Source organism: Achromobacter sp. 1L-A-4-B-C2 (assembly GCF_057291955.1).
This window is the reverse complement of the sequence record NZ_JBXAWP010000003.1, coordinates 648,289-670,639: the sequence shown is the minus strand read 5'-3', so window position 1 is coordinate 670,639 and position 22,351 is coordinate 648,289. Positions and strand designations below refer to the sequence as shown.

Annotated in this window: 22 protein-coding genes and 1 pseudogene; 14 read left to right on the top strand and 9 right to left on the bottom strand. The window is 64.4% G+C overall.

Translation table 11 applies throughout. From position 1 onward, the window contains the following. The first annotated feature begins 45 nt into the window (after positions 1 to 45). Complete coding sequence (locus AC0Z35_RS16515) at positions 46 to 1,074, top strand: Bug family tripartite tricarboxylate transporter substrate binding protein (protein WP_485132286.1); 1,029 nt, start codon at positions 46 to 48, stop codon at positions 1,072 to 1,074. Between the two features lie 153 nt (positions 1,075 to 1,227). After that, entirely contained in the window at positions 1,228 to 2,283 is a 1,056-nt protein-coding gene (locus tag AC0Z35_RS16510; protein ID WP_485132287.1) for a hypothetical protein, read from the top strand. Positions 2,284 to 2,313: 30 nt separating this feature from the next. Here AC0Z35_RS16510 and AC0Z35_RS16505 read toward each other — a convergent pair whose 3' ends face one another. The 5 genes from AC0Z35_RS16505 to AC0Z35_RS16485 all read right to left on the bottom strand — a co-directional run bounded on the left by AC0Z35_RS16505 (position 2,314) and on the right by AC0Z35_RS16485 (position 7,529). Continuing rightward, a complete protein-coding gene (locus tag AC0Z35_RS16505; RefSeq protein ID WP_485132288.1) occupies positions 2,314 to 2,634 on the bottom strand; it encodes a DUF4148 domain-containing protein in 321 nt (106 codons plus the stop codon). A 141-nt stretch (positions 2,635 to 2,775) separates the two neighbouring features. After that, positions 2,776 to 3,861: a helix-turn-helix transcriptional regulator gene (locus AC0Z35_RS16500; protein ID WP_485132289.1), complete on the bottom strand. Its 1,086-nt coding sequence runs from the start codon at positions 3,859 to 3,861 to the stop codon at positions 2,776 to 2,778. Between the two features lie 338 nt (positions 3,862 to 4,199). Beyond that, entirely contained in the window at positions 4,200 to 5,297 is a 1,098-nt protein-coding gene (locus AC0Z35_RS16495) for an ABC transporter substrate-binding protein (RefSeq protein ID WP_485132290.1), read from the bottom strand. Continuing rightward, entirely contained in the window at positions 5,290 to 6,822 is a 1,533-nt protein-coding gene (locus AC0Z35_RS16490; protein WP_485132291.1) for a sensor histidine kinase N-terminal domain-containing protein, read from the bottom strand. Before AC0Z35_RS16490 ends, AC0Z35_RS16495 begins: the two co-directional genes overlap by 8 nt. A 2-nt stretch (positions 6,823 to 6,824) precedes the next feature. Continuing rightward, complete coding sequence (locus tag AC0Z35_RS16485; protein WP_485132292.1) at positions 6,825 to 7,529, bottom strand: response regulator; 705 nt, start codon at positions 7,527 to 7,529, stop codon at positions 6,825 to 6,827. A gap of 189 nt (positions 7,530 to 7,718) precedes the next feature. Between AC0Z35_RS16485 and AC0Z35_RS16480 the strand changes: the two genes are divergently transcribed. Beyond that, a complete protein-coding gene (locus AC0Z35_RS16480) occupies positions 7,719 to 9,059 on the top strand; it encodes a CitMHS family transporter (RefSeq protein WP_485132293.1) in 1,341 nt (446 codons plus the stop codon). 36 nt (positions 9,060 to 9,095) lie between these two features. Beyond that, positions 9,096 to 9,836, top strand: a complete 741-nt coding sequence (locus AC0Z35_RS16475) for an SDR family oxidoreductase (protein ID WP_485132294.1) — start codon at positions 9,096 to 9,098, stop codon at positions 9,834 to 9,836. A 72-nt stretch (positions 9,837 to 9,908) separates the two neighbouring features. On the opposite strand, the gene AC0Z35_RS16470 is transcribed toward AC0Z35_RS16475, so the two are convergent. Both AC0Z35_RS16470 and AC0Z35_RS16465 read right to left on the bottom strand, forming a co-directional pair. Continuing rightward, complete coding sequence (locus AC0Z35_RS16470) at positions 9,909 to 10,301, bottom strand: type II toxin-antitoxin system HicB family antitoxin (RefSeq protein ID WP_104142930.1); 393 nt, start codon at positions 10,299 to 10,301, stop codon at positions 9,909 to 9,911. A 62-nt stretch (positions 10,302 to 10,363) separates the two neighbouring features. Then, positions 10,364 to 10,543: pseudogene (locus AC0Z35_RS16465) on the bottom strand (type II toxin-antitoxin system HicA family toxin); the annotation flags it as partial. A 119-nt stretch (positions 10,544 to 10,662) separates the two neighbouring features. On the opposite strand from AC0Z35_RS16465, the gene AC0Z35_RS16460 reads away from it, so the two are divergent. Further along, complete coding sequence (locus AC0Z35_RS16460) at positions 10,663 to 11,004, top strand: hypothetical protein (protein ID WP_485132295.1); 342 nt, start codon at positions 10,663 to 10,665, stop codon at positions 11,002 to 11,004. A gap of 38 nt (positions 11,005 to 11,042) precedes the next feature. On the opposite strand, the gene AC0Z35_RS16455 is transcribed toward AC0Z35_RS16460, so the two are convergent. Continuing rightward, positions 11,043 to 11,489 carry a hypothetical protein gene (locus AC0Z35_RS16455; RefSeq protein WP_319306207.1) on the bottom strand — a complete coding sequence of 149 codons (447 nt, stop codon included), beginning with the start codon at positions 11,487 to 11,489 and terminating at the stop codon, positions 11,043 to 11,045. Positions 11,490 to 11,967: 478 nt separating this feature from the next. On the opposite strand from AC0Z35_RS16455, the gene AC0Z35_RS16450 reads away from it, so the two are divergent. The 9 genes from AC0Z35_RS16450 to AC0Z35_RS16410 all read left to right on the top strand — a co-directional run bounded on the left by AC0Z35_RS16450 (position 11,968) and on the right by AC0Z35_RS16410 (position 20,649). Further along, a complete protein-coding gene (locus tag AC0Z35_RS16450; RefSeq protein WP_006217928.1) occupies positions 11,968 to 12,171 on the top strand; it encodes a cold-shock protein in 204 nt (67 codons plus the stop codon). Positions 12,172 to 12,211: 40 nt separating this feature from the next. Next, positions 12,212 to 12,469 carry a hypothetical protein gene (locus tag AC0Z35_RS16445; RefSeq protein ID WP_046802513.1) on the top strand — a complete coding sequence of 86 codons (258 nt, stop codon included), beginning with the start codon at positions 12,212 to 12,214 and terminating at the stop codon, positions 12,467 to 12,469. Positions 12,470 to 12,582: 113 nt separating this feature from the next. Then, positions 12,583 to 13,500: a DUF808 domain-containing protein gene (locus AC0Z35_RS16440; protein ID WP_485132296.1), complete on the top strand. Its 918-nt coding sequence runs from the start codon at positions 12,583 to 12,585 to the stop codon at positions 13,498 to 13,500. 319 nt (positions 13,501 to 13,819) lie between these two features. Continuing rightward, positions 13,820 to 14,689, top strand: a complete 870-nt coding sequence (locus AC0Z35_RS16435) for an alpha/beta hydrolase family protein (protein WP_104142935.1) — start codon at positions 13,820 to 13,822, stop codon at positions 14,687 to 14,689. A gap of 61 nt (positions 14,690 to 14,750) precedes the next feature. Further along, complete coding sequence (locus tag AC0Z35_RS16430) at positions 14,751 to 15,695, top strand: ABC transporter permease (RefSeq protein ID WP_120154195.1); 945 nt, start codon at positions 14,751 to 14,753, stop codon at positions 15,693 to 15,695. Next, a complete protein-coding gene (locus tag AC0Z35_RS16425) occupies positions 15,692 to 16,528 on the top strand; it encodes an ABC transporter permease (protein WP_046802517.1) in 837 nt (278 codons plus the stop codon). Before AC0Z35_RS16430 ends, AC0Z35_RS16425 begins: the two co-directional genes overlap by 4 nt. Next, positions 16,525 to 18,180 (top strand): ABC transporter ATP-binding protein, encoded by a 1,656-nt coding sequence (locus tag AC0Z35_RS16420; RefSeq protein ID WP_485132297.1) that lies wholly within the window; start codon positions 16,525 to 16,527, stop codon positions 18,178 to 18,180. Before AC0Z35_RS16425 ends, AC0Z35_RS16420 begins: the two co-directional genes overlap by 4 nt. Positions 18,181 to 18,263: 83 nt before the next feature. Further along, on the top strand, positions 18,264 to 18,884 hold the full coding sequence (locus AC0Z35_RS16415) for a GntR family transcriptional regulator (protein ID WP_104142941.1): 621 nt from the start codon (positions 18,264 to 18,266) through the stop codon (positions 18,882 to 18,884). 202 nt (positions 18,885 to 19,086) lie between these two features. Next, on the top strand, positions 19,087 to 20,649 hold the full coding sequence (locus AC0Z35_RS16410) for an ABC transporter substrate-binding protein (RefSeq protein ID WP_485132298.1): 1,563 nt from the start codon (positions 19,087 to 19,089) through the stop codon (positions 20,647 to 20,649). A gap of 100 nt (positions 20,650 to 20,749) precedes the next feature. On the opposite strand, the gene AC0Z35_RS16405 is transcribed toward AC0Z35_RS16410, so the two are convergent. Further along, positions 20,750 to 22,321 carry an ABC transporter substrate-binding protein gene (locus AC0Z35_RS16405; RefSeq protein WP_485132299.1) on the bottom strand — a complete coding sequence of 524 codons (1,572 nt, stop codon included), beginning with the start codon at positions 22,319 to 22,321 and terminating at the stop codon, positions 20,750 to 20,752. Between the last annotated feature and the right edge of the window lie 30 nt (positions 22,322 to 22,351).

Genomic DNA, 22,351 nt, shown 5'->3' with positions numbered 1-22,351 from the left:
ACCAAAGGCGGTGGCCAGCCGGCCGCCGCCACACCGGAGAGCAACATGAGTCACCCGTTCAAGCGCTTGTGGTTTGTCGCAGTCTCGTCTCTTGCAGCCCGTGTTGTCGCCTTGCTTGTCGCGGCAATGCTTGTTGCAGCCCCTGGGTCAACGGCCTGGGCCGCCCCGGCCGACTACCCGTCCCGGCCCATCCGGCTCATCGTCAATTCCTCGCCCGCCGGGCCGTTGGACATCGGCGCCCGTGCCATCGCGATGCACGCCGGCAAACTGATGGGCCAGACGATCATTGTCGAAAACCGCCCCGGCGCGTCCGGTAACGTCGGCGCAAAGGCGGTGGCCAATGCCGCGCCCGATGGCTACACGCTGTTGATGACGCTGGACACCTTGATGACCGTCAATCCGCACGTTTTCAAGGACGCCGGCGCGACCTACTTGCGGCTGCTTGAGCCGCTGAGCATCGCCGGCAGCTTCGGCCTGGCGCTGACGGTGCGGCCCGACCTGGGCGTTGCCACCGTGGATGAGTTCCTGCGTTATGCCAAGGCCACCGCGGTGACCTATTCGTCGGCCGGCTACGGCAGCCCGGGCAACCTGGCTTTTGAAAAACTGAAGCTGGCCACCGGCATCAATACCACGCACATCCCGTTCCGGGGCAGCGCCGGCGCGGTCAACGCGTTGCTGGGCAACCAGATCCAGGCCGGCTTCCTGGCCGCCTCGGCGGTGCAGGCTCATGTGCAGGCAGGCAAGATGCGCGCGCTGGCCATCTCGGCTCGCGAACCGGACCCCGACCTGCCGGGCGTGCCGGCCCTGCGCAGCGTGGGCGTGGAATCGCTGAAAGACTTTGACGCCGCCTTCGCTTTCCTCATCATGGCGCCGCAAGGCATGCCGCCCGACATCGCTCGCAAATGGGATGAAAGCCTGGCGGCCGTCTACGCCATGCCGGAGTTTTCACGCAGCATTGCAAGCCTGGGTCTGGGCGCGCCGTTCGCGGGAAGCGCAGGAGCCAGGCAATGGGTATCGGCGCAGATCGAGAACTGGGCCCAGGTGGTGGAGGGGGCGGGGATCAGGGGGGAGTAGGGATAGGGACACGCACGGAGGAAAGGTCGGGAAATAGGTGTCGGAGAGCTGCCTGCGGATGCGCGTCGTGTGCGACATCAAGCGCGGTGTTGCCAATGGAGGAATCCTCGTCTATGTTTCCGCGACCCCTTCCGAATATTCCAAAGGCTGCGCATGCCGACCCCTTTCGCCGATCTCGCCAGCGTCCTTTCCGTGCCCGTCCAATCCGCCGACGACCTGGACACCCTGGAGCAGTTCTTCGACCACTCCGAAGTCCGCGCCTTCTATGCGCAGAGCCAGGACCCGGCTTACACGTCGGCGAACCTGTTGGCGTGCGCCACGCTTCTTCCCGAACTGCACCCGAACCGGGCGTCGGCCCTGGCCCTGCTATGCGGGTCCATGGTCGAGGATGGCGCCGATCCGGCCATTCTGTTCGACAGCCTGCATGCGCTGCTTCGCCAGTGGTTGCGCACGTTGCGGCCCTACTGCGCGCAGGAAGTGGAAGAGGACGATGAAGAGGTGGACCAGGCCGACCGTAAGGCGTGGGTTGACGCGCAGGCAGAGCTGGCCGCCGTGCCGTTGGACACGCGTTGGGAATTGGAATCCTTGCAGCAGGCCGTTGACGTGCTTGTCCTGCCGATGATGGCGATGCTGATGCGCAGTCAGCGCAACCATGAAGCATTTATCGCGGACACCAGCCTGATGGCGCTGCTGCATCCCATGGCCACGACCAACGACAGTTTTCCGTTTGAAGAGCTGCATTTTTTGTGGCTGGCGTCGCAAATCAGTTATGTCGACGAGCTTGTGGTGGTCTTGCCCACGTCAAAAACCGGATTCGTGGCGCGAGCGCATGGCGTCAACAACAGCTTTCACGCTTTCACCTTGCTGCAAATCTTGATTGGCGAGCATGCACAAGCCCTGCAAGTCAAACGCGACATTCCTGCCCGTCAGCCAGACATGGACCGGGACTCGGCGGATTTTCAATGGCTGCAAGCCGGCGCCTACACCAACGGCGAACTGACTCAGCCCATGCTGTGGGCCTGGGGCGAAGCGGCCTTGCGTCACAACATGGCCCGGCACGGCAGGCCCGTGCTGATCGCACTGGAAACGGACGAAGGCACAAAGCGAAACTGGTCCGGCTTCAACGGCGCCATTCACGACGCGCAAGCGCCATCGATGACGTTCAAGCGGTATTTGACGACGGAAGAAGTCGCGTCTTACCTGGCTTGAGCGTCATCGTGGGAATGGCTTTTTGCTGCCCTACCACTTGCCCGTACTCTGCGACTGCATGGGCGGCACGGCATTGCTCGGGTGCACCATGTCCACGTACTTCCTGTAGCTGGCGATGTATTCCGGGCTGTTGATGTCCGGCGTGTTGTCGCTATTCCAGTTTCTTTCGACGCCGGATTCGCGCCACGCGGCCAGGTCGCGCATGACGTCGTCGCGGGTCAGGACGATATTGGGTCCCGGCGTGGCGGTGGTGGGCGCAACTGCCTGCTGGGCGTGGGCGGGGCCGGATAGCAGCGTGGCCACTATCAAGGCGGTGGGGGCAAGGGCGCTGAACAAATGAATCGTCTTCATGATGAATCCTTAATAACGAGAGCGACCCCTCCCTCTCATGGCTTCGGACTCATCGTAGGGCCGCATGGGTGCCCACCGCATACCCAAGATTGATTACGCCTGCTCGGGCCGACCGGACGGCTACCGGGCGGGCGGGGCGCGTTACAGCAGTGAAGCCAGCCTGACGAGTTCCGCCTGCCGGCTGCATTCCATCTTGTTGAGCAGGGACGCGACCTGCTTGCGCACCGTCAGCACCGACGACTGACGCAGCGTGGCGATTTCTTCGACGCTGTGGCCGGCGGCCAGGCCCGCCAGCACGGCGCCTTCGGCGTGGGTGATGCCGAACACGGATTCCAGCTTGTCGACGTCCGGCATGGCGAACGCGCTTTTGCGGCGCAGGCGGGCCAGCAGCAGGCGGCCGCCGATCAGGCTCAATGACTCGGGCGCGACGCTGATGTCCATCCAATGAAATTCGCCCCAGCCCGTGGTGGTGGCTAGCGAGCGGGAATGGCCATCGCGAAACGCCGCGGCGCAGTGGGCGTCGAACAGACGCTGGCATTTGGAATCGGCGTGGCGCAGCTTGCCGCCCTGGACCCGCCAGCCGCGCGCCTCGTCCAGCAGCTGCCGGGCAAGCGCCGACATCTTGTTCACCATGCCGTCCTGGTTGATCAGCAGCACCGCCTCGTTGACTTCCGAGAACGCGCTTTCCACTGACTTCCAACCAATGGACAACGCTTTTTCCCGTTGACCCAACTGGCTTTGCAGGGTGCGGAAATATTGGCCGAAATTGCCGGACTGCAAGCGTTCGCTGGCCTTGGGGTCAACCGTGGAACGCTGGAACCCGATCGATGCGTGCAGCACGGCGTTGGATTCGACGATCAGCGACAGGATTTGCGCCATGCGGTGCTTGAGCATGAAGTCGGCGTAAAACTCGGTGCGTTGTAGCTGCGAACGGCTATACATGCGCGCGGTGTCCAGCCAGGTACCGGCCGGGGCGTGACGCGAATCGCGCTCCAGCACGTCGTGACGGTAGTAGTGCCCCTGGTAGTCGGCAAAGCAGGCGTCCGAGAAACCGATCGCGGACAGGTTTGAAAGACGGTTGCGCGCGTCAAAGACGATCAACGTGCCGCTGTCCGCGCCTACCAGATCGCGCGCGGTGCGCAGAATGTCTTGCCAGGGGGGATTGGGATCGGCCAGGTGTTGTACGGCGTCCATCGCGCGCGTGAAGGCTAGCTGATGCTCGACCATGGTGTCTCCAACGGGGCTGAATCGCAAAGGCGTTGCTGCGTACCACCAGGGAGCGGCTGCGCGGCGCGGCTACGGGTGCGGCTACAGGTGCGAAAACGGGCGCGGCTACGGGAGCCGGTACGGTGCTGCCTTGCCATCGCGCAGCGGCGATGCGCTGGCGGAAACCGGATCAGTGCGGGGACGGCGTTGGAGAAAGCAGGCGGATGCCGTTGGCCCCAACGGAAATTATGCTCGCGAATTTGCGATAGTGGGAAAATTCCATGTGCCTGCGTGGCCGTGGCGACGGCATGCCCGCGCCAACGGTGCAAGCGCACCGGGTCAGTTCCATCACCAGGCGTTCAGCGCGCGTCGGTGGGCGCGAGGATGGCCGCGCGCCAGAGATCCAGGAAGTGGCGTTTTTTCAGCGCATCCAGGTACACCATCAGCCCGACGCCCAGCGCCATGGGGCGCACGCCCGCTTCGGCGATGACCGACGCGTTGACGGGCCGCATGCCGGATTGCTTGGCCAGCATCTCCTGCCCCCGCGGCGACAGCAGGTAATCCAGCAGCAACGCTCCCAGGTCGCCGCGCGGCGCCTGTTTGGGAATGATGGCAGACCGCGACAGCATCAGCGTGTAGTCCTGCGGATAGATGATGGCAAGCCTGGCGCCCTGGTCGATGCGGTGGCGCGTATAGGATTCCAGCAGGTTGTACGCCAGCGTGACCTCGCCGCGCTCCAGCTTGTCCAGCGCGTCTTCGGTGGACTGATGCGTAGTGACGCCGTTGCGGCCGAACGCGGCCAGCAGTGCGCCCGCCATGCTGTCCAGCCGCGTGTCTTGCGTGGCGGCCAGATAGCCGATGCCGCTGCCTTGCACGTCGTACGTCGATATGCTTTGCGCCAACGGCCGGTCGGGCGCTTGCAACAGGGACAGCAACTCGCGGCGCGTGTGCGGGGCGCGCGCGGCATCCAGCTTGTCGGTGTTGTAGACCATGACGATGGGATCGGTGCCAATGCTGAACACCTCGTCGCGCCAGTTCGCCCAGGCGGGCAGGGCGCGGGTGTGCGGCGAGACATGGGCTTGGGCGTAGCCGTCGTTCACAAGCTTGGTCTGCAAATCCATCGCGCTGCTGATGATCAGATCGGGGCCACGCTTGGTCAAGGCGTCTTCTTTGGCGCGATGCACCGTGTCCTGGTAAAGCTGCTGCGTGGATAGTTCGGTGTATTCCAGCCGGATGCCAGGGTTCATCTGGCTGAAGTCTTCCAGCACGCCCTTGAAGACCTGCACGCTGTTGGACGCGTGCAGCACCAGCACCTGCCTGCTGTCGGCCGGCCCCAGCGTAAGGCCGTCGCGGCTGACTTCGGCGGCCTGCGTGGCGGCATGAGCCCCGCTGAGCAGCAGCAGGGCGGCCGCGCCAAGCAGCCTTTTGGCCCAGTGCCAGGTACGTGCGTTACGCATCGCGACGCTCCGCCGGCAAAACGATCACCGCCTCCAGGCCGCCGCCCACGCGGTTGCTGAGGCTGAGCGTGCCCTGATGGATGTCGACGACGCGTTTGACGATGGACAGGCCCAGCCCCGCCCCGGGCGTGCGGGGGTTGGGGCCGCGGGCGAAACGTTCGAAAGCGGTGTTGGCCAGGGCGGGTGGGATGCCCGGCCCGTGGTCGGCAACGGTGACGCGCCAGCCGCTGCCATGTTGGTCCAGCGTGATGTCGATGTGGTCGTGGGCGGAGTCTTCGATGCGGCTTTCTATGCGGCTGTCGATGTGGCCTTCGATGCGGCTGTCGACGCGGCCGTCTTTGGATACGTCGATGCTCCCGTCCCCCTCCTCGCCCCGCGCTACGCCGGCATCCCCCTTGCCAACCGATCCGTGGCGTAGCGCGTTGTCGATCAGGTTCTTGAAGGCTTCGCGCAGCATCAGGCTGTCGCCCGGGACGCGCGGTGCCGGGCTTGCGCCGGCGGCAGGCAGGTGCAGGCGCACATCAGGAACGGGATCGGCTTGCGGCACGGTGTCGTAAGTCGCTTGGCGCAGCAGCTCGGCCAGGTCCACGGGCTGGAACTGCTTGACGTTGCTGCGGTGGATGACGCTGGCGTCGCTAAGCAGCTGGTTGACCAGCCGCGACAGCTTTTCGGCGTTGCGCAGCACCGCCAACAGGCTGCGGCGTTGCTCGCCTGGGTCTTCTTCGTCCAGTGCCACTTCCATTTGGGCGTGTAGCGCGGCAAGCGGCGTGCGCAACTGGTGCGCGGCTTCGGCGATGAACAGGCGCAGCGTGTCCAGGTTGTCGGACAGGCGCGCCATGAAGCCGTCCAGCGATTGCACCAGCGTGTCCAGCTCTTCGGGCACGGGCGCCGCGATGGGATGCAGGTCGGACGCGCTGCGCGCGGCCAGTTCCCGTTCGATGCGCTGGATGGGCGACAAGGAACGCCGTAGCCCCCAATAGGCCAGCGCCAGCGCCGCACCGGTGAACCCGATCAGCGCCAGGGTGCCTTGCCACAAGATGCTGTCGGCCAATGCGTTGCGCGCTTCGCGCGTTTGCGCCACCTGAATCACGGCGGCCTCGGCGTTGCGCGGGCCGGCGATCTTGCGTTCCATCCACGCGACGCGCACGGGCTCGCCCTGGTAGCGGGACGTGTACAGCTGCGGCGTATCGGCCGCCTCGGTACGTTCGGGCGCGGCGGGCAGGTCATAACCGGAAACCAGGGACCCGGCGCCGGTCGCAACGCGATAGAACACCCGGTCGCGCGGGGCCTGCTCCAGCAAGGCCAGGGCGGCATAGGGCATGTCCATCTGCCATTCGCCCTGCACCAGTTGCAGGCTGTCGGCCATGGACAGGACCGAGGCGCGCAGCAGTTGATCGTAAGTCGTGTCGGCGGTTTGCTGGGCGTAGCCGCGTACCAGCAGGTACAGCGCGGCCAGGCCGACGGCAAACAAGCCCAGCAGCATGGCCAGCAGACGGCGGCGGACTGAAATGCGGCCAGGCTGCACGGTCAATCCTGCTGCGAGTGGGGCGAGGGGCTGTCCGGCGGCGTTGTCGAGGTCAGCAGGTAACCCGTGCCGCGCTGCGTTTCGATGCGTAGCGGCGACCCTTCCAGCTTGCGGCGCAGGCGGGCAATGTAGACCTCGATGGCGTTGGGCGCGGCATCGTCATCGAAGGCGAACAGCTTGTTGGCGATTTCTGTTTTGCTGACGGCGCGTTTCATCCCGGCCAACAGGATCTCCAGCAGGCTGTATTCGCGCTTGGGCAGGTCGATGCGCTGTCCGGCCAGCGACACGTGGCGCGCGGCGCTGTCGATGACAAGCTCGCCAAAGCGCTGCACGCCCGTGGCCTGCGCAATGGGGCGGCGCAGCAGGGCGCGGCAGCGGGCTTCCAGTTCGCGGAAATCAAACGGCTTGGCCAGGTAGTCGTCGGCGCCGGTATCCAGGGCGTGAACCCGGTCTTCGATGTCGATGCGGGCGGTCAACGCCAATACCGGCGTCTTGCTGCCACGGTCGCGCAGCCGGTGCAGGATGTCAAAGCCCGACATGCGCGGCAGGCCGATGTCCAGGATGACGAGATCGAAGGTTTCGTATTGCAGCACGCCATCGGCGCTAAGCCCGTCGCGTTGCAGGTCCACGGCGTGGCCAAGACGGCGCAACCGGCGGACAAGGGCGTCGGCCAGATCCTCGTCGTCTTCGATTACCAGGATGCGCATCGGCCGATTGTAGCTGCCCGGAGCCGGCCGATTTTCGGGCTTCGCGGGGGGGGGCGGCGGGTTGAAACAGGGCGCCGGATTTCCAAAAACGACAGGTTCCAGACAGCTTTTATTCCTAGTCTTCGGCTCCTGCTTCCCTTGCTGGAGGCAGCGTCAAACATAACAACGATTAGTCGGAGATACCCCCTCATGCTTCTGACCCTGCTTGGCTTCGGCATGGTGCTCACGTTCATGACGCTGATCATGACCAAGCGCCTGTCGCCGTTGGTCGCCCTTATCCTCGTCCCTATTATTTTTGCGTTGCTGGGCGGCTTTGGCGCCGGCATCGACAAGATGATGCTGGACGGTATCCGCAAGATCGCGCCTACCGGCGTGATGCTGATGTTTGCCATCCTGTACTTCGGGGTGATGATCGATGCGGGGCTGTTCGACCCCATCGTCGGCCGCATCCTGCGCGCCGTGAAGGGCGACCCGTTGAAAATCGTGGTGGGTACCACGGTGCTGGCGCTGGTGATTTCGCTGGACGGCGACGGCTCGACCACCTACATGATCGTGGTGGCGTCGATGTTGCCCCTGTACCGCCGCCTGAAGATGAACGCGTTGTCCATGACCTGCCTGGCGATGCTGGCCAGCGGCATCATGAACCTGACGCCGTGGGGCGGGCCGACGGCGCGCGCCGCCAGCGCCTTGCACGTGGATGCGGGCGATATCTTCATTCCGCTGGTGCCGGTGATGGGCGTGGCCATCGTGTCGCTGCTGATGCTGGCGTTCTTCCTGGGTCTGAAAGAACGGCGCCGCCTGGGCGTGCTGTCGCTGCCGGACGGCGCCTCGCTGCATGCCGGCTATGACGAGGACGGCCCCAAGAACCTGCCCGAGATCGAAGTCGATCACGACCTGCGCCGCCCCAAGCTGCTGTGGGTGAATGCCGGGTTGACGCTGGCGCTGATGGTCAGCCTGGTGATGAACGTCCTGCCGCTGCCGGTGCTGTTCATGATTGCGTTTGCGATTGCGCTGATCATCAACTATCCGAACCTGGCCGAGCAGCGCCGCCGCGTTGCGCAGCATGCGGGCAATGTGCTGTCGGTGGTGTCGCTGATTTTCGCGGCGGGGATCTTCACGGGGATCCTGTCCGGCACGGGCATGGTGGAAGCCATGTCCCGCAGCCTGCTGGCCGTGATCCCGGACGCGATGGGTCCCTATCTGGCGGGCATTACCGCGCTGGTCAGCCTGCCGTTCACGTTTTTCATGTCGAACGATGCCTTCTACTTCGGCGTGCTGCCCATCCTGAGCGAAGCCGCGCAGGGCTATGGCATTTCGGCAGTGGAAATGGCGCGGGCGTCCCTCATTGGCCAGCCGGTGCATTTGCTTAGCCCGCTGGTGCCGTCCACCTACCTGCTGGTGGGCCTGGCGGGCGTGGAATTCGGCGATCACCAGCGCTATGCGCTCAAGTGGGCCACCCTGGTCTGCATGGTGATGCTGGCTGCCGCCCTGGCGTTCGGCCTGTTCCCGTTGATGGGATCGGTCGGCTGATTCGCGGCGCACGCCGCACGTTGATAAAGGAAGGTCATGGCTTTGCGTATCGCTTATGTCACCAGCGGAATGGGCCACACGGGCACCGCGATCTGCCAGGCGCTGCATCGCGCCGGACACCGCGTGGTGGCCGGCTGCGGACCGCGTTCATCGCGCCGCGATAGCTGGTTGAAAGAGCAGAAGTCCCTGGGGTATGACGTCGTGGCGTCCGAGGGCGACGCCACGGACTGGGCATCCACCGAAGCGGCGTTTGCCAAGGTGCGGCGCGAAGTCGGCGAGATCGACGTGTTGGTCAACAACGCCGGTTCCATGCTGGACATGCGCTTTCGCCAGATGAGCTATGCCGACTGGGCGGCCGTTTTGCGCAGCAACCTGGACACGCTGTTCAACAGCACCAAGCAGGTGGTCGACAGCATGGCGGACCGGGGCTGGGGGCGCGTCATCAACATCGGCTCGGTCGCCGCGGAAAAAGGCCAGATCGGGCAAATCAACACTGCCACCGCCAAAGGCGCGGTGATCGGCTTCACGCGATCGCTGGCCCAGGAAGTGGCGGCGCGCGGCGTGACGGTAAACCTGGTGTCGCCCGGCTTCATCGCCGACGACACCGTCAAGGCATTTCCCCCGGCGCTGCTGGACCGCATCATCGAAAGCGTGCCCGTCGGCCGGCTTGGCACCGCGCAGGACCTGGCGGGCCTGTGCGCCTGGCTGGCCTCGGACGAGGCCGCCTTCGTAACGGGCGCCAACTACGCCATCAACGGCGGCGTTTATATGAGTTGAGTTGACGTTGGCCCGCGCGCCGGACAGCCCCGGCCGGGCCAGCTTGCAAGTCTGGCCCGGGCGTGACCGGGCTTAGTGCGTCAAGGCCAGCTGCGCGATGTAGCCCGATCGGCTTTCGCCGGCGGCGCGCGCCTTCGCATCGATTCTGGCCAGGATGCGGCGCGGCAGCGTGATATTGACGCGTTCGATCGTGTCGTCCATCACGGCGGGGTCGATGTCGACTATGGCCCAGACCCACCCGGCGAATTCCGGATTGGCTTGATGAGCCGCGATGCTTCCTGGCGGTGGCACGGCGGCGCCAGTGTCCAGTGCTGTTTCGATCCAGAGCGCTATCGCTTCTTTGGCATTTTCGATGGCATCGTCAATGCCCGTGTCGGATGCGGAATAGCAGCCAGGCAGATCCGGTACGACCACGCCCCACGCTTGCGTGTCGCTGCCGGGCTCTATGGCGATGGGGTATTTCATGAGTTTCCTTGGTAAACCTTGAAGAAACCAAAGGCGCCAGCCGTAGCGCCGCGAGCGGTCTGCTTCAGTCCTGCCTGCGTCGGCAGCTTGGCGACCAAGCCGATTCCCAAATCCTTTTTCGGATGGGGCACGCTGATATGTCCGGGCTTTGGCGGGTGGACATAAATGTGATGCGAGCCTCTCGCGTTGCGGTAGACCCAACCCGCCAGGCGGAGCTGTCTGATGATTTCGCGGCTGTCCATGATGCGTACCATACACATCGGAAAGTTGAAAAGGTCGCCAACTGGGACAAACAGGTCCTGGTGTAATGACAGCCCTATGCCAAAATGCACGCCGTTCAATAGTTCAACAGGGGCGGTTCATGCGGCGTATGGGGTGGGCAGTGGCGGGGGTTGTGGTATTGGCCGGGTTTGCCGGTTGTGGCAAGAAGAACGAGTACCCCGAAGGCATACGCCTTGTGACGTATAGCTCGTGCGTGGAAGGCTTGAAGAAAAGCGCCGGGGCGCTGCCGGATGTGGACGCGCGTTCGGCAACGTATTGCAGCTGCGTGCTGGACGGTTTGCAGAAGTCGGTGCCGATCAAGGACTACACCGCGTATGACCGCATGCTGGTCACGGACGAAAAAGGTCCCGAGCGTGACCGCATCGAAAAGCTGGTCAACGGCGTCATCAATATGTGCGTGGAAGCGCAGCTGAAGAAATAAGCGGGCGCGCCGGGCAGGGCGCGTGCCGGCCTGACGGCCTAGCGGCCCAGCTTCATCGACACGTCGGTGTGGGTGCCTCGGTCCAGGTCAGCGCCCAGTGGCTGGTCCCAGTCGGACAGGTCCAAGAGTTCCGTGCTGACTTCGCCGGCTTCGATGCGGCGCGCGATGTCGTCCAGCAGCAGCGTGCGCGTGGCGAAACCCTTGCCTTGCAGGTCGCGCGCGAACAGGCGGTAAGTCAGGTTGGGCTCTTCGCCCTTCATGACGCCCAGATCAAGAATGCGGCCTTGTTCGTTGCGCATCAGCAGATGCCCGGGGCGTGCATAGATCCGGTAGATGCGCCACGGCGAGGACACCGCGGCATGGTCGCGAGCCACATTGCGCTGGCCGTCGCGTTGCGGAGGGTTGCCCCGGGGCGGGGGCGCGGACGGAAGCAGCTTGACGAAGGCGTTGGCGAATCGGGCGATCGACTTTTTGATGGCGCTCACGCGGGATTCACGATTCGCACAATTGTGCGAGCTGAGCCGGTGGCGATTTTGCACGCGGAAAATTCCGCAGGCGAGCAAATGTGCGCGGTGCGCGGGCAATGATGACGCAAGGCCATACTCCTGTATGGCGATACGGCGAGGCAACGCACGTTCAAAGCACCATGGCGCGAGCATACGCGCTTTATCGTTCACGCGTATTTGCCGGTGTGCCCATGGGGGAAAAAGCCGCTTAATACGCGGCTAACCGTTGGCATCATTTTGTCGTTAATCGAGCATTATTCAACGCGTGCGGGATGAATCCAGTAATTGGAAACGCTAATTGACTTTGCCGACCGCTGCACCCATAGTGGGATTGAAGCTTTTCGAGCATCGTGATTTTCGTCCGGTCTTGCTGCCCACGTGGCGCTACATTGTTCGCTGTCCTTTCCTTGATAGGCTCATCTTCGCGGGCAGTGCCCGCATTTAAAGGAATGAGATTATGGAAACCGGAATCGTGAAGTGGTTTAACGACGCAAAAGGATTTGGCTTCATCATGCCCGAGAACGGCGGCAAGGATTTATTTGCACACTTCTCGGAAATCGTGAGCGACGGACACAAAGTGCTGGTTGAAAACCAGCGCGTCAGCTACGTGACCGCACAGGGCGCCAAGGGCCCCCACGCCACTCAAATCCGCGCTCTGTGAATAAAGGCCCATTGGGCCTTTTTTCCAATTAGGGGGTTATATGTTTCACAATAATATGGTTTACAAGGGCTATCGGCTGACCGCGAACGTGTCGCGGATCGTCGTTGGCGGCACCGGCAGCCCTGCATTTACGGCTACCGTGGCAGTGGAATTGGCCGCTGACCGCGACCAGCTCAACGAACATCACGCCGTACCGCTGTTTGAATCGGGCGGGTTTGTATCCAGCCCCGGCATGGCGGTGGATGCGGCGATCAACCACGGACGGCTTGTCGTTGACGCCCATGCCCGGCCATCTTGATTCCCCGCAGTGCGACGCTGCCCGCTTGCCGACCGGCCGCCCCAATGGGCGGCCTTTTCATTTGTACGGCCGCCTGTAAACTCTGAACACCTAAAAAGCACAGGGGATGCTTGATGGCCGGTAGCAGTTTCTTCGCATTGTTCGATGACATCGCCACCATTCTGGATGACGTGTCGGTGATGACCAAGGTGGCGGCCAAGAAAACCGCCGGCGTGCTGGGCGACGACCTGGCGCTGAACGCTCAGCAAGTAACCGGCGTGCCGGTCAACCGGGAACTGCCTGTGGTGTGGGCAGTGGCCAAGGGATCGTTCATCAACAAGCTGATCCTGGTGCCGTCGGCGCTGCTGATCAGCGCGTTCGTGCCGTGGTTGGTGACGCCGCTGCTGATGCTGGGTGGCGCATTTCTCTGCTTTGAGGGCGTTGAAAAACTGGCGCACAAGTTTCTGCCGCATGACGAGTCCGACCAAGGCAGCCACGCCGCGCGTGCCCAGGCCTTGCAGGACGAGTCGGTGGATATGGTGGCGTTCGAACGCAGCAAGATCAAGGGCGCGGTGCGAACCGACTTCATCCTGTCGGCGGAAATCATCGTGATCAGCCTGGGCGCGGTGGCCGGCGCCGACTTCACGCGCCAGGTGGCCGTGTTGTCGATCATTGCCATCGCCATGACGATAGGCGTCTATGGCCTGGTGGCCGGCATCGTCAAGCTGGACGACCTGGGCCTGCACCTGAGCCAAAAGCGCGCGCAAGCCGTGGCATGGCTGGGGCGCGGCATCGTCGGCGCCGCGCCGTATCTGATGAAGACCTTGTCGGTGGTAGGCACCGCGGCCATGTTCATGGTGGGCGGCGCCATTCTCACGCACGGCATTCCCCCCGTGCACGCGGCCGTCGAACACGCCGCGGCCGCTGTCGGCGGCGGCGCCATGGTGCAGGCGCTGACGTCCACCGTGCTGAACGCGCTGTTTGGCGTGGTGGCCGGCGCCGTGGTGCTGGGCGTGGTCACCGCCGTCAAGCGGATCTTCAAAAAGCACTGACCTGACGCGGCGAAGGCAGCGTGCCGGGCGCGTGGCGCCCGCGCTGCCGCCACGTGCCACGCGCCACGCGCCACGCGCCACGCGCCACGCGCCAGCGCCAGCGCCAGCGCCAGCGCCAGCGCCAGCCGCCAGTCGCCAGTCGCCACCGGCGCGATCGCCGGGATTGCAAACCCGCGCGCCATCTCCCAAGCCTAGGGAATCCCCTGCCTTGTTGCCTTGAACCGCATCCTCCTAAAATTGGCGCCAATTTATGTGATCATTATTTCGATCTGGCAGCCACCATGCGCCCGCGCCTAGCGGCCATGGAGATGAGGAAATCATGCAGTCCAACGCAGCTATCGCTCTGACTCCCGACGCCGCCATGGCTCGGGCCATCTACGACCTGGGCCACAGCACGGTGTTCGCCGCGCGCACCGACCCGCGTTTTTCCTATTGCATGTACGTGCCGCCGCATATCGACACGGCCAGGCACCCCATGGAACTCGTCGTCATCATGCACGGTACGGGCCGCGCCTTTGTGGAATACCGCGACGCCTTCTCGGAGTTCGCCCGCTGGAACGACTGCATCGTGCTGTGCCCGCTGTTTCCGGTGGGACCGCTGGGCGACGGTAACCGCGACGGCTTCAAGCAACTGCGTGAAGGCGACATCCGCTACGACCAGATCCTGTTGGACATGGTGGCCGAAGTGGGCGAGAAGTTCGGCATGCGCTTCGACAAGTTCGGCCTGTTCGGCTATTCCGGCGGCGGCCAATTCGTGAACCGCTTTGCCTACCTGCATCCCGAACGCCTGTGGGCCGTGTCGATTGGCGCACCGGGCTCGGTGACGCTGCTGGACCCCAGCCAGGACTGGTGGGTGGGCGTGCGCGATGCCGAGACGCGCTTTGGCAAGGGTGTGGACATCGAAGCGCTCAAGCAGGTGGCGGTGCACATGATTGTCGGCAAGGCGGACCTGGAAACGTGGGAAATCACGCACCGCGAAGGGGGCAAGTTCTTCATGGCCGGCGCCAACGACGCCGGCAAGACGCGCCCCGAACGGTTGGAATCGCTGCGCCGCTCATTCGAATCGGCCGGTGTGAAAGCTGTGTTGGACCTGGTGGACAACGTGCCGCACGACGGCCTGAAGTGTGTCGGCCACGTGCAGGACTTTCTGGCGCGCGCGCTGCGCAAGCGGCGCAATGCAGAAAACTGAAATCGCGCAAGCCGGGCGCCTTGGCTGCCCGCGCCGTCGTGTCCAGGAATAGGAGAGGGCCATGCTGCGTTTCGCGCTATCCCGAATTGTCATGGCTGTGCCGACCCTGCTGATCGTGGCGGTGGCGGTGTTCGTGATGATCCGGCTGATCCCGGGCGACCCCGCCCAACTACTGCTGGGCGACCTGGCAACGCCGGCCGCGCTGGCGGACCTGCGGGCGCGGCTGGGCCTGGACCAGACCTGGCTGACCCAGTTCGGCATCTGGTTCGGCAACATGCTGCACGGTGACCTGGGGGCGTCCATCAACACCGGGCAGCCCGTGCTGGCGCTGGTGTGGGACCGCTTCCTGATCAGCGGCCGCGTGGTGCTGGTGGCCGTGGTATTCGCCGCACTGGTCGCGGTGCCGGCCGGCATGATCGCCGCCTGGAAGCAGAACAAATGGCCCGACCTGTTCCTGGTGGGCTCGGCCACGTTACTGGTGTCGATCCCGACGTTCTGGCTCGGCCTGCTGCTGTTGATCTTCTTCGGCCTGAAATTGCAGTGGCTGCCCGTGGTGGGCTATGTGTCGATCGGGGAAGACTGGAAGGCCGGCCTGCTGTACCTGGCCATGCCGATCCTGACCTTGTTCCTGCACGAGATCGGTGTGCTGATGCGCATGGCGCGCGCGAGCACGCTGGAAGTGCTGCGGCTGGATTACATCACCCACGCGCGCGCCAAGGGGCTGTCCGAATCCGCCGTGCTGATGCGCCACGCGTTTCGCAACGCGTTCGGCCCGACCTGGACGCTGATCGGCCTGGTGCTGGGCAATCTGCTGGGCGGCATCGCCGTGGTGGAAACGGTATTCACCATCCCCGGGCTGGGGCGTCTGCTGGTCGATTCCATCTTTGCGCGCGACTACCCCGTCATCCAGGGCTGTTTGTTGTTCGTGGGCGTGGTCTACGTGGTGGTGAACCTGCTGATCGACCTGTGCTATCCCCTCTTCGACCCGAGAGTAACCGCCGAATGAAAACGCGAATTCCGAAAAGGCGAATTCCCGCCAACGCGCTCCTGGGTGGCCTGATCGTCGGGGCGATGATCGTCGCGGCGCTGATGGGCACTTTCTGGACGCCGCATGACCCGCTGAAGATCAACTTCCTCTCGCGCCTGAAGCCGCCCGGCGGCGACTTCCTGCTGGGCACCGACGAGTTCGGCCGCGACGAGCTTTCGCGCTTGTTGGCCGGCGCATCAAGCAGTGTGTGGATCAGCCTGTTGACGGTGACCTTCGCCATCGTCGTGGGCACCGCCATCGGCACGTTGACCGGCTTTGTGCGCGGCTGGACCGACCGCATCATCATGGCCTTCAACAATGCGCTGCTGGCCTTTCCCGGCCTGTTGCTGGCGTTGGGGCTGCTGGCCGTGGTGGGCGCGAACAAGTACGGCATCATCCTGGCGCTGGGCCTGGCGTACACGCCGTCGGTAACGCGCATCGTGCGCGGCACGGTGTTGTCGCTGCGTGAAAAAGAGTTCATCGAATCGTCCCGCGTGCTGGGCAATTCCGAGCTCTACACGATGTTTCGCCACGTGCTGCCCAACTGCGTGGCGCCCCTGACCGTGCTGGCCACGTCGATGTTCGGCTGGGTGATCCTGGCCGAAAGCGCGCTGTCCTTCCTGGGCCTGGGGGTGCCGCCGCCCGCGCCCACCTGGGGCAATATGCTGGCCGCCGCGCGCCCGTTCATGGCGCAGGCGTCCTATCTGTCCATTCTTCCCGGCCTGGCCATCGCGCTGGCGCTGCTGGGCATCAACCTGTTGGGCGACGCGGTGCGAGACCGTCTCGACCCCCGCATGAGGGGCGTGCAATGAGCGCACTGGTATCCGTATCGAACCTGACGCTGACGGTCGGGCAGGGCGGCCGCGAGATCGTCAGCGGGGTGTCGTTTGACGTCGCGCCCGGCGAAATGGTCGGCATCGTGGGCGAGTCGGGCAGCGGCAAGACGCAAGCCGCGCGCGCCATCATGGGCCTGACGCCCGCGCCGCTGGTGGTAGCGGACGGCGCCATCCTGTTCGAAGGCGTGGACGTCACCCAGGCCCAGGCGGCAGTGCTGCGCAAGCTGCGCGGCGCCCGTATCGGCATGGTGTTCCAGGAACCGATGACGTCGCTGAACCCGTCCATGCCCATCGGCCGGCAACTGGACGAAGGCTTGAAACTGCATCGCCGCGCGATGTCGCCCGCGCAACGCCGCGAGCGCATTCTTGAAATGCTGCGCCGCGTGGGCATCAGCGACCCCAAAGGGGCGATGGACGCTTGGCCGCACGAGTTTTCCGGCGGCATGCGCCAGCGCATGATGCTGGCCTCGGTAATGTTGCTGGAGCCAGCGCTGCTGATCGCCGACGAGCCCACCACCGCGCTGGACGCCGTGGTGCAGCGCGACGTGCTGGAACTGATGGTTGACCTGACCCGCGAACACAACACGGCGGTGCTGATGATCAGCCACGACCTGCCGATGGTGGCTCGCTACACCGAGCGCATGGTTGTCATGCAGCACGGCAAAGTGCTGGAAGCCGGCACGACCGCGAGCATCCTGGAACGCCCCCGGCACCCCTACACGCGCAAGTTGCTGGACGCCATGCCGCGCCGCCTGCCGGCCCGCAAGCTGACGCAGGAAGCGCCCATTGTTGAAGTCAGGAACCTGGTGGTGGACTACGCGGGCCATCAGCGCCTGTTCTCGCGCACCGGCGCCAAGCGCGCGCTGGACGGCATCGACCTGCACGTCAAGCCGCGCGAAGTGGTGGCCGTGGTGGGCGGATCGGGCTCGGGCAAGACCACCTTGGGCCGCGCCATTGCCGGGCTGCTTGCGCCTACGTCCGGCCAGATCCTGTTTCGCAACCAGCCGGTGGATCGCCGCTCGGCGGCATGGCGCGACTATCGCCTGAACTGCCAGATGGTGTTCCAGGACCCGTATTCGTCGCTGGACCCGCGCATGACCATCGGCCAGCTGGTGGGCGAGGGCCTGCGCATGGTGGGCGACCTGTCGGCGGCGGACAAGCGCCGCCGCGTGGACGAGGTGCTGGCCGAAGTGGGCCTGGGGTCGGAATACGCCAAGCGCTTTCCGCACGAAATGTCGGGCGGCCAGCGCCAGCGCGTGGCCATTGCCCGCGCCATCGTGCGCCGGCCGGCGTTCGTGATTGCCGATGAGCCCGTGTCGGCGCTGGACGTGACGGTGCGCGCGCAGGTGCTGGACCTGTTTGCCGATTTGCAGGAACGGCACGGGTTTTCGTGTCTGTTCATCAGCCACGACCTGGGCGTGGTGGAACAGGTGGCGGATCGCGTGGTGGTCATGCGCAACGGGGCGATTGTGGAGCAAGGCTCGCGCGACGCGGTCTTCGACCGCCCGCAAGAGGACTACACGCGCAGCCTGTTGCAAGCCATTCCCGCCCTGGAATCAACCGAAAGCGGCGGCGTGCGGCTGCGGTGGCGTCTGGACGGGCAGGAACCCCTGCGCGCCATCGCCTGATGGCGGGCGGGGAACTCCTCGCTTTCCCTGCAAGGACTTACGCCTAAAATACGCGCTTTGGAATTGATAGACGGGAGTGGTCCATGCCGAAAACGGCAGCGACGCAACCCGGCCTGGTCGACCGTATTGCCCATGATATTCAGTCGGGCGTGTATGGTCCTGGCGCCTGGTTGAAACAGATCGACCTGCAAGAGCGCTATGACGCCAAGCGTTTGGACGTGCGGCGGGCGCTGGACCAATTGGCCGCCAAGCGGCTGATTGCGCACATCCCGAACCGGGGCTATCACGTCTACGCGATGGACCCGGACGTGCATCACCAGATCCGCGATATCCGCATCCTGCTGGAAAGCGGCGCGGCCGCGGACTTGATGCCGAACGTCACCGCCGCCAAGGTGCGCGCGCTGCGCACGCTGGCCGAACGTTTCGCCAAGCTGCTGCAAGACGGCACCTTGTTGGAACAGTACGAGGTCAACCTGGCGTTTCACGCGGCCATGTACGACATGTGCCGCAACCGCGAACTGGCCGCGTTGATCCAGGACACGCGGGCGCGCGGCCCCGCCGCGCCGGCCAAGGAATGGGTGACGCGATCGCGCATCGAAATCTCGGCGCGTGAACACTTCGACATGGTCGACGCGCTGGAAGCGCGCGATGTGAAGCGGTTGCAGAAAATCATCTCGCAGCACGTCGGGCAGGATATTTCTTGATCGCTGTCTGCTGAACTGTTTGCTTGCGGCGGCGTGAATCGCGGCGGCCCTTCCTGCGAAGGGGCCGCCATTTTTTTTGCCCGTGGCTTTGCTTCAGGGATACCCCGTATGGCGGCACAAGCCAGAGCCGCCATAATTAGCAGATTATTTTGGCGCCAAAAATACGCGTGACGTCTGCGCCGCACGCCGGGGAGTCTTCTGCATGCACCACCATTTCGTACCCAGAGCGCTCGCGCTGTCCCTGGCGCTTGGCGCCACCGCCGTTCCGGTCCACGCCGCCGTGTTGACCATCGCGCAACCGGCCGACATCCGCTCGACCAATCCGGGTGTCAACCGCGACAACACGACCGACGGCGTGGTGCTCAATATTGTTGAAGGGCTGGTCGGCTACCGCGAAGACGGCACCGTTGGCCCCTTGCTGGCCAAATCGGTCGATTTGTCGCCGGACGGGTTGACCTATACGTTCACATTGCGCGACGGCGTCAAATTCCATAACGGCGCCCCGCTGACCTCGGCGGATGTGCTGTGGAGCTGGCAGCGCTACATGGATGCCAAGACGGACTGGCGCTGCCGCAGCGACTTCGACGGCCGCAATGGCCTGAAGGTCACCGACGTAACCGCGCCGGATGCGAAGACCGTGGTGATGAAGGTGGACCGCAAGTCGGCGGTGTTCCTGGATTCCCTGGCGCGCACGGACTGCGGCATGACCGCCATTATTTCCAGGGACTCGGTGGCGGCGGACGGCACGTGGGTCAAGCCGATCGGCACCGGCCCGTACATGTTCAAGGAATGGAAGCGCGGCGAATACACGCTGCTGAGCGCGTTCAAGGACTACGTGTCGCCCTCGGGCGAGAAGCCGGATGGGTACGTGGGATCGAAGCGCCCGCTGGTGGACGAGGTGAAGTTCCTGGTGGTGCCGGACCCGTCCACGTCCAAGGCCGGGCTGATGTCCGGCGCCATTGACGCCAGCCAGATCACCAACACCGACGTCGGCGAACTGAAAAGCGTGAAGACGCTGACCGTGTTCAGCCCGCATGACGCCGTCAAGCATGTGTTGTTGTTCCAGACACAGGACCCGGTGCTCAAGAACGTGAAGATGCGGCAGGCGATTGCTGCTTCGCTGGACATTCCGCAAGTGGTGGCGGCCGCGTCGGAAGGGCTGGGCCAATTGAACAATTCCGCGGTCTACGCGGGCTCGGCCTACTACAAGGACGCCGAGAAGAAGGGCTACAAGTACGACCCGGCGCGGGCGCAGCAGCTGCTGAAAGAAGCGGGCTACAAGGGCGAGCCGGTGGTGATCTATGCCAACAAGCGCGCCCACGTGCCCAGCTACCAGGTGGCGGTGATCGCGCAGGCGATGATGCAGTCGGTGGGTATCAACGCCAAGATCGAAGTGCTGGAATGGGCAACGCAGCTGGACCGCTACAACACCGGCAAATACCAGATCAGCTCGTTCTCGTTTTCGTCGCGGTTGGACCCCTCGTTAAGCTTCGAGCAGTTCTCGGGCGACAAGACCAAGCAGCCGCGCAAGGTCTGGGATGACCCGGCGGCGCAGAAGTTGATCGACGAAAGTTTCCTGGAGTCCGACCCGGGCAAGCGGCAGGCGCTGTTCGATCAGCTGCATGCGTTGATGCTGGAACAGACGCCGATGCTGATGCTGTATAACGGCGCCGACGCGTGGGCAACGAATAAGCGCGTCGAGGGGTTTTCGGTATGGGAAGGCAAGCCGCGCGCCTGGGAGACCAAGGTGGTCGGCGCCAAGTAAGCGGGGCAGGGGCCGGCGCCCATTAAGGGCGTAGGCCCCTGATAACGGGCAGGCGGCGCGGCGCTACGGCCTTGCTGCGCCGCCCCATCCCTGCGTAGCGTTACGGCCCGACGCGTTCGACTTCCCACGCGCGCGGCTTTTTCACCGCCCAAGGCTGGTAGCCCTTGATGTTGCTGCGAAACGCGCCGATGTCCAGGCCGTTGTAGAGCGGGATGCTGGGCACATCGGCCAGGAACAGCTTGTGCAGCTGATCAAATGAAGCCTGTCGCTTGGCCCGGTCGGAATCCACCGAGGCGGCTTCCACCAGCTTCAGGGCGTCAGCGTTGTCCCACACTTTGCGCGGCTGCTTGGCCTTGTCGCCCGTCACCATCTCGTAGTTCAATGCCGCGTCCAGGCGCGCCGAATACGGGAACGTCATCATCTGGTAGGTGCCCGCGTTATAGCGGTCCAGCTGCGTGGCCCATTCAACAACGGACAACTGCGCATTGACGCCCACGGCTTGCAGCATCGCCTGCACGATCACGGCCGAGTTATACGACTGCGGATAGCGCTTGGTGGTCAGAATCGTCAGCGGCTGCCCCTTGTAGCCCGCCTCTTGCAACAGCTTGGCCGCCCGCGCCGGATCGTAGTCCCACCCCTGCTTTTGCGCGGCATCGTAGTAAGGCGACACCAGCGGCACGATGGAATTGTTGGGCTGCGCCAGGCCTTCGGTGACGGCGGCCGCCAGCTGTTTGTAGTCGATGGCATGGGCCAGCGCCAGGCGTAACTTGGGGTTGGCCAGCACCGGGTCTTTGGTCTGCAACAACAGCGCCGTCATGCTCATCACCGGCGCATAGGCCACCTTCACGTTCGGCGTGTTTTGCAGCACCGGCACGTCGTTGTTGGAGACGTCTTCAATGATGTCGATGTTGCCGCGTTGCAGGGCGGCTTTGGCGGTGGAGTCGTCGGGCACGATCATGAAGCGCACTTCGTCCACCAGGGGGCGCTTGGACCCGGTGTAGCCGTCGCGCTTGCCGTCCAGGTTGGCGTAGCCGGCGAACCTGGTCAGGCGGATGTATTCGCCGCGCTTCCATTCGGCCAGCTCGAAAGGGCCGGTGCCGATGGGTTTGATCCAGGCGCCGTCCGCGCCCACTGAATCTCGCGAAAGTATGCCGGTGCCGCCGCAGTCGATGCGCGCCAGCGATGCCAGGAACAGGCTGGTGGGCTTGTCCAGGTGATAGACGACGGTGCGCGCATCGGGCGCCTCGACGCGGGTGACCTTGACGCCGCCGCGCCCATCGAATTCGCTGGCGCAGCGCCAGCCTGAATTCGCGGCGGTGTAGTGCTGCCAGCTCCAGAGCACGTCGGCCGATGTCATCGGCTTGCCGTTGTGAAACGTCACGCCATCGCGCAAGGTAAATGTGTAGGTCTTGCCGTCGGGGCTGATGTCCACCGATTTGGCCAGCAGCGGACGCACCTCGGCATCTTCGCCATAGGCCACCAGCCCTTCAACAATGTGCATGACGACCGCGTCGCTGTTGCTGTCGCGGTTGACGCCGGGTTCGGTGGAACGGATGTCGGCGGTCATCGAAATGCGCAGCGGCGGGGCGGGCTGCGCGCTGACGGGGCCGGCGGCGCCGGACAGCCCGGCAAGCGCCAGCGCAACCGCGGCGCCAAGATTGGGGTTTTTCATTGGAACTTCCTTCGGTTGCGCCGGCGCGCC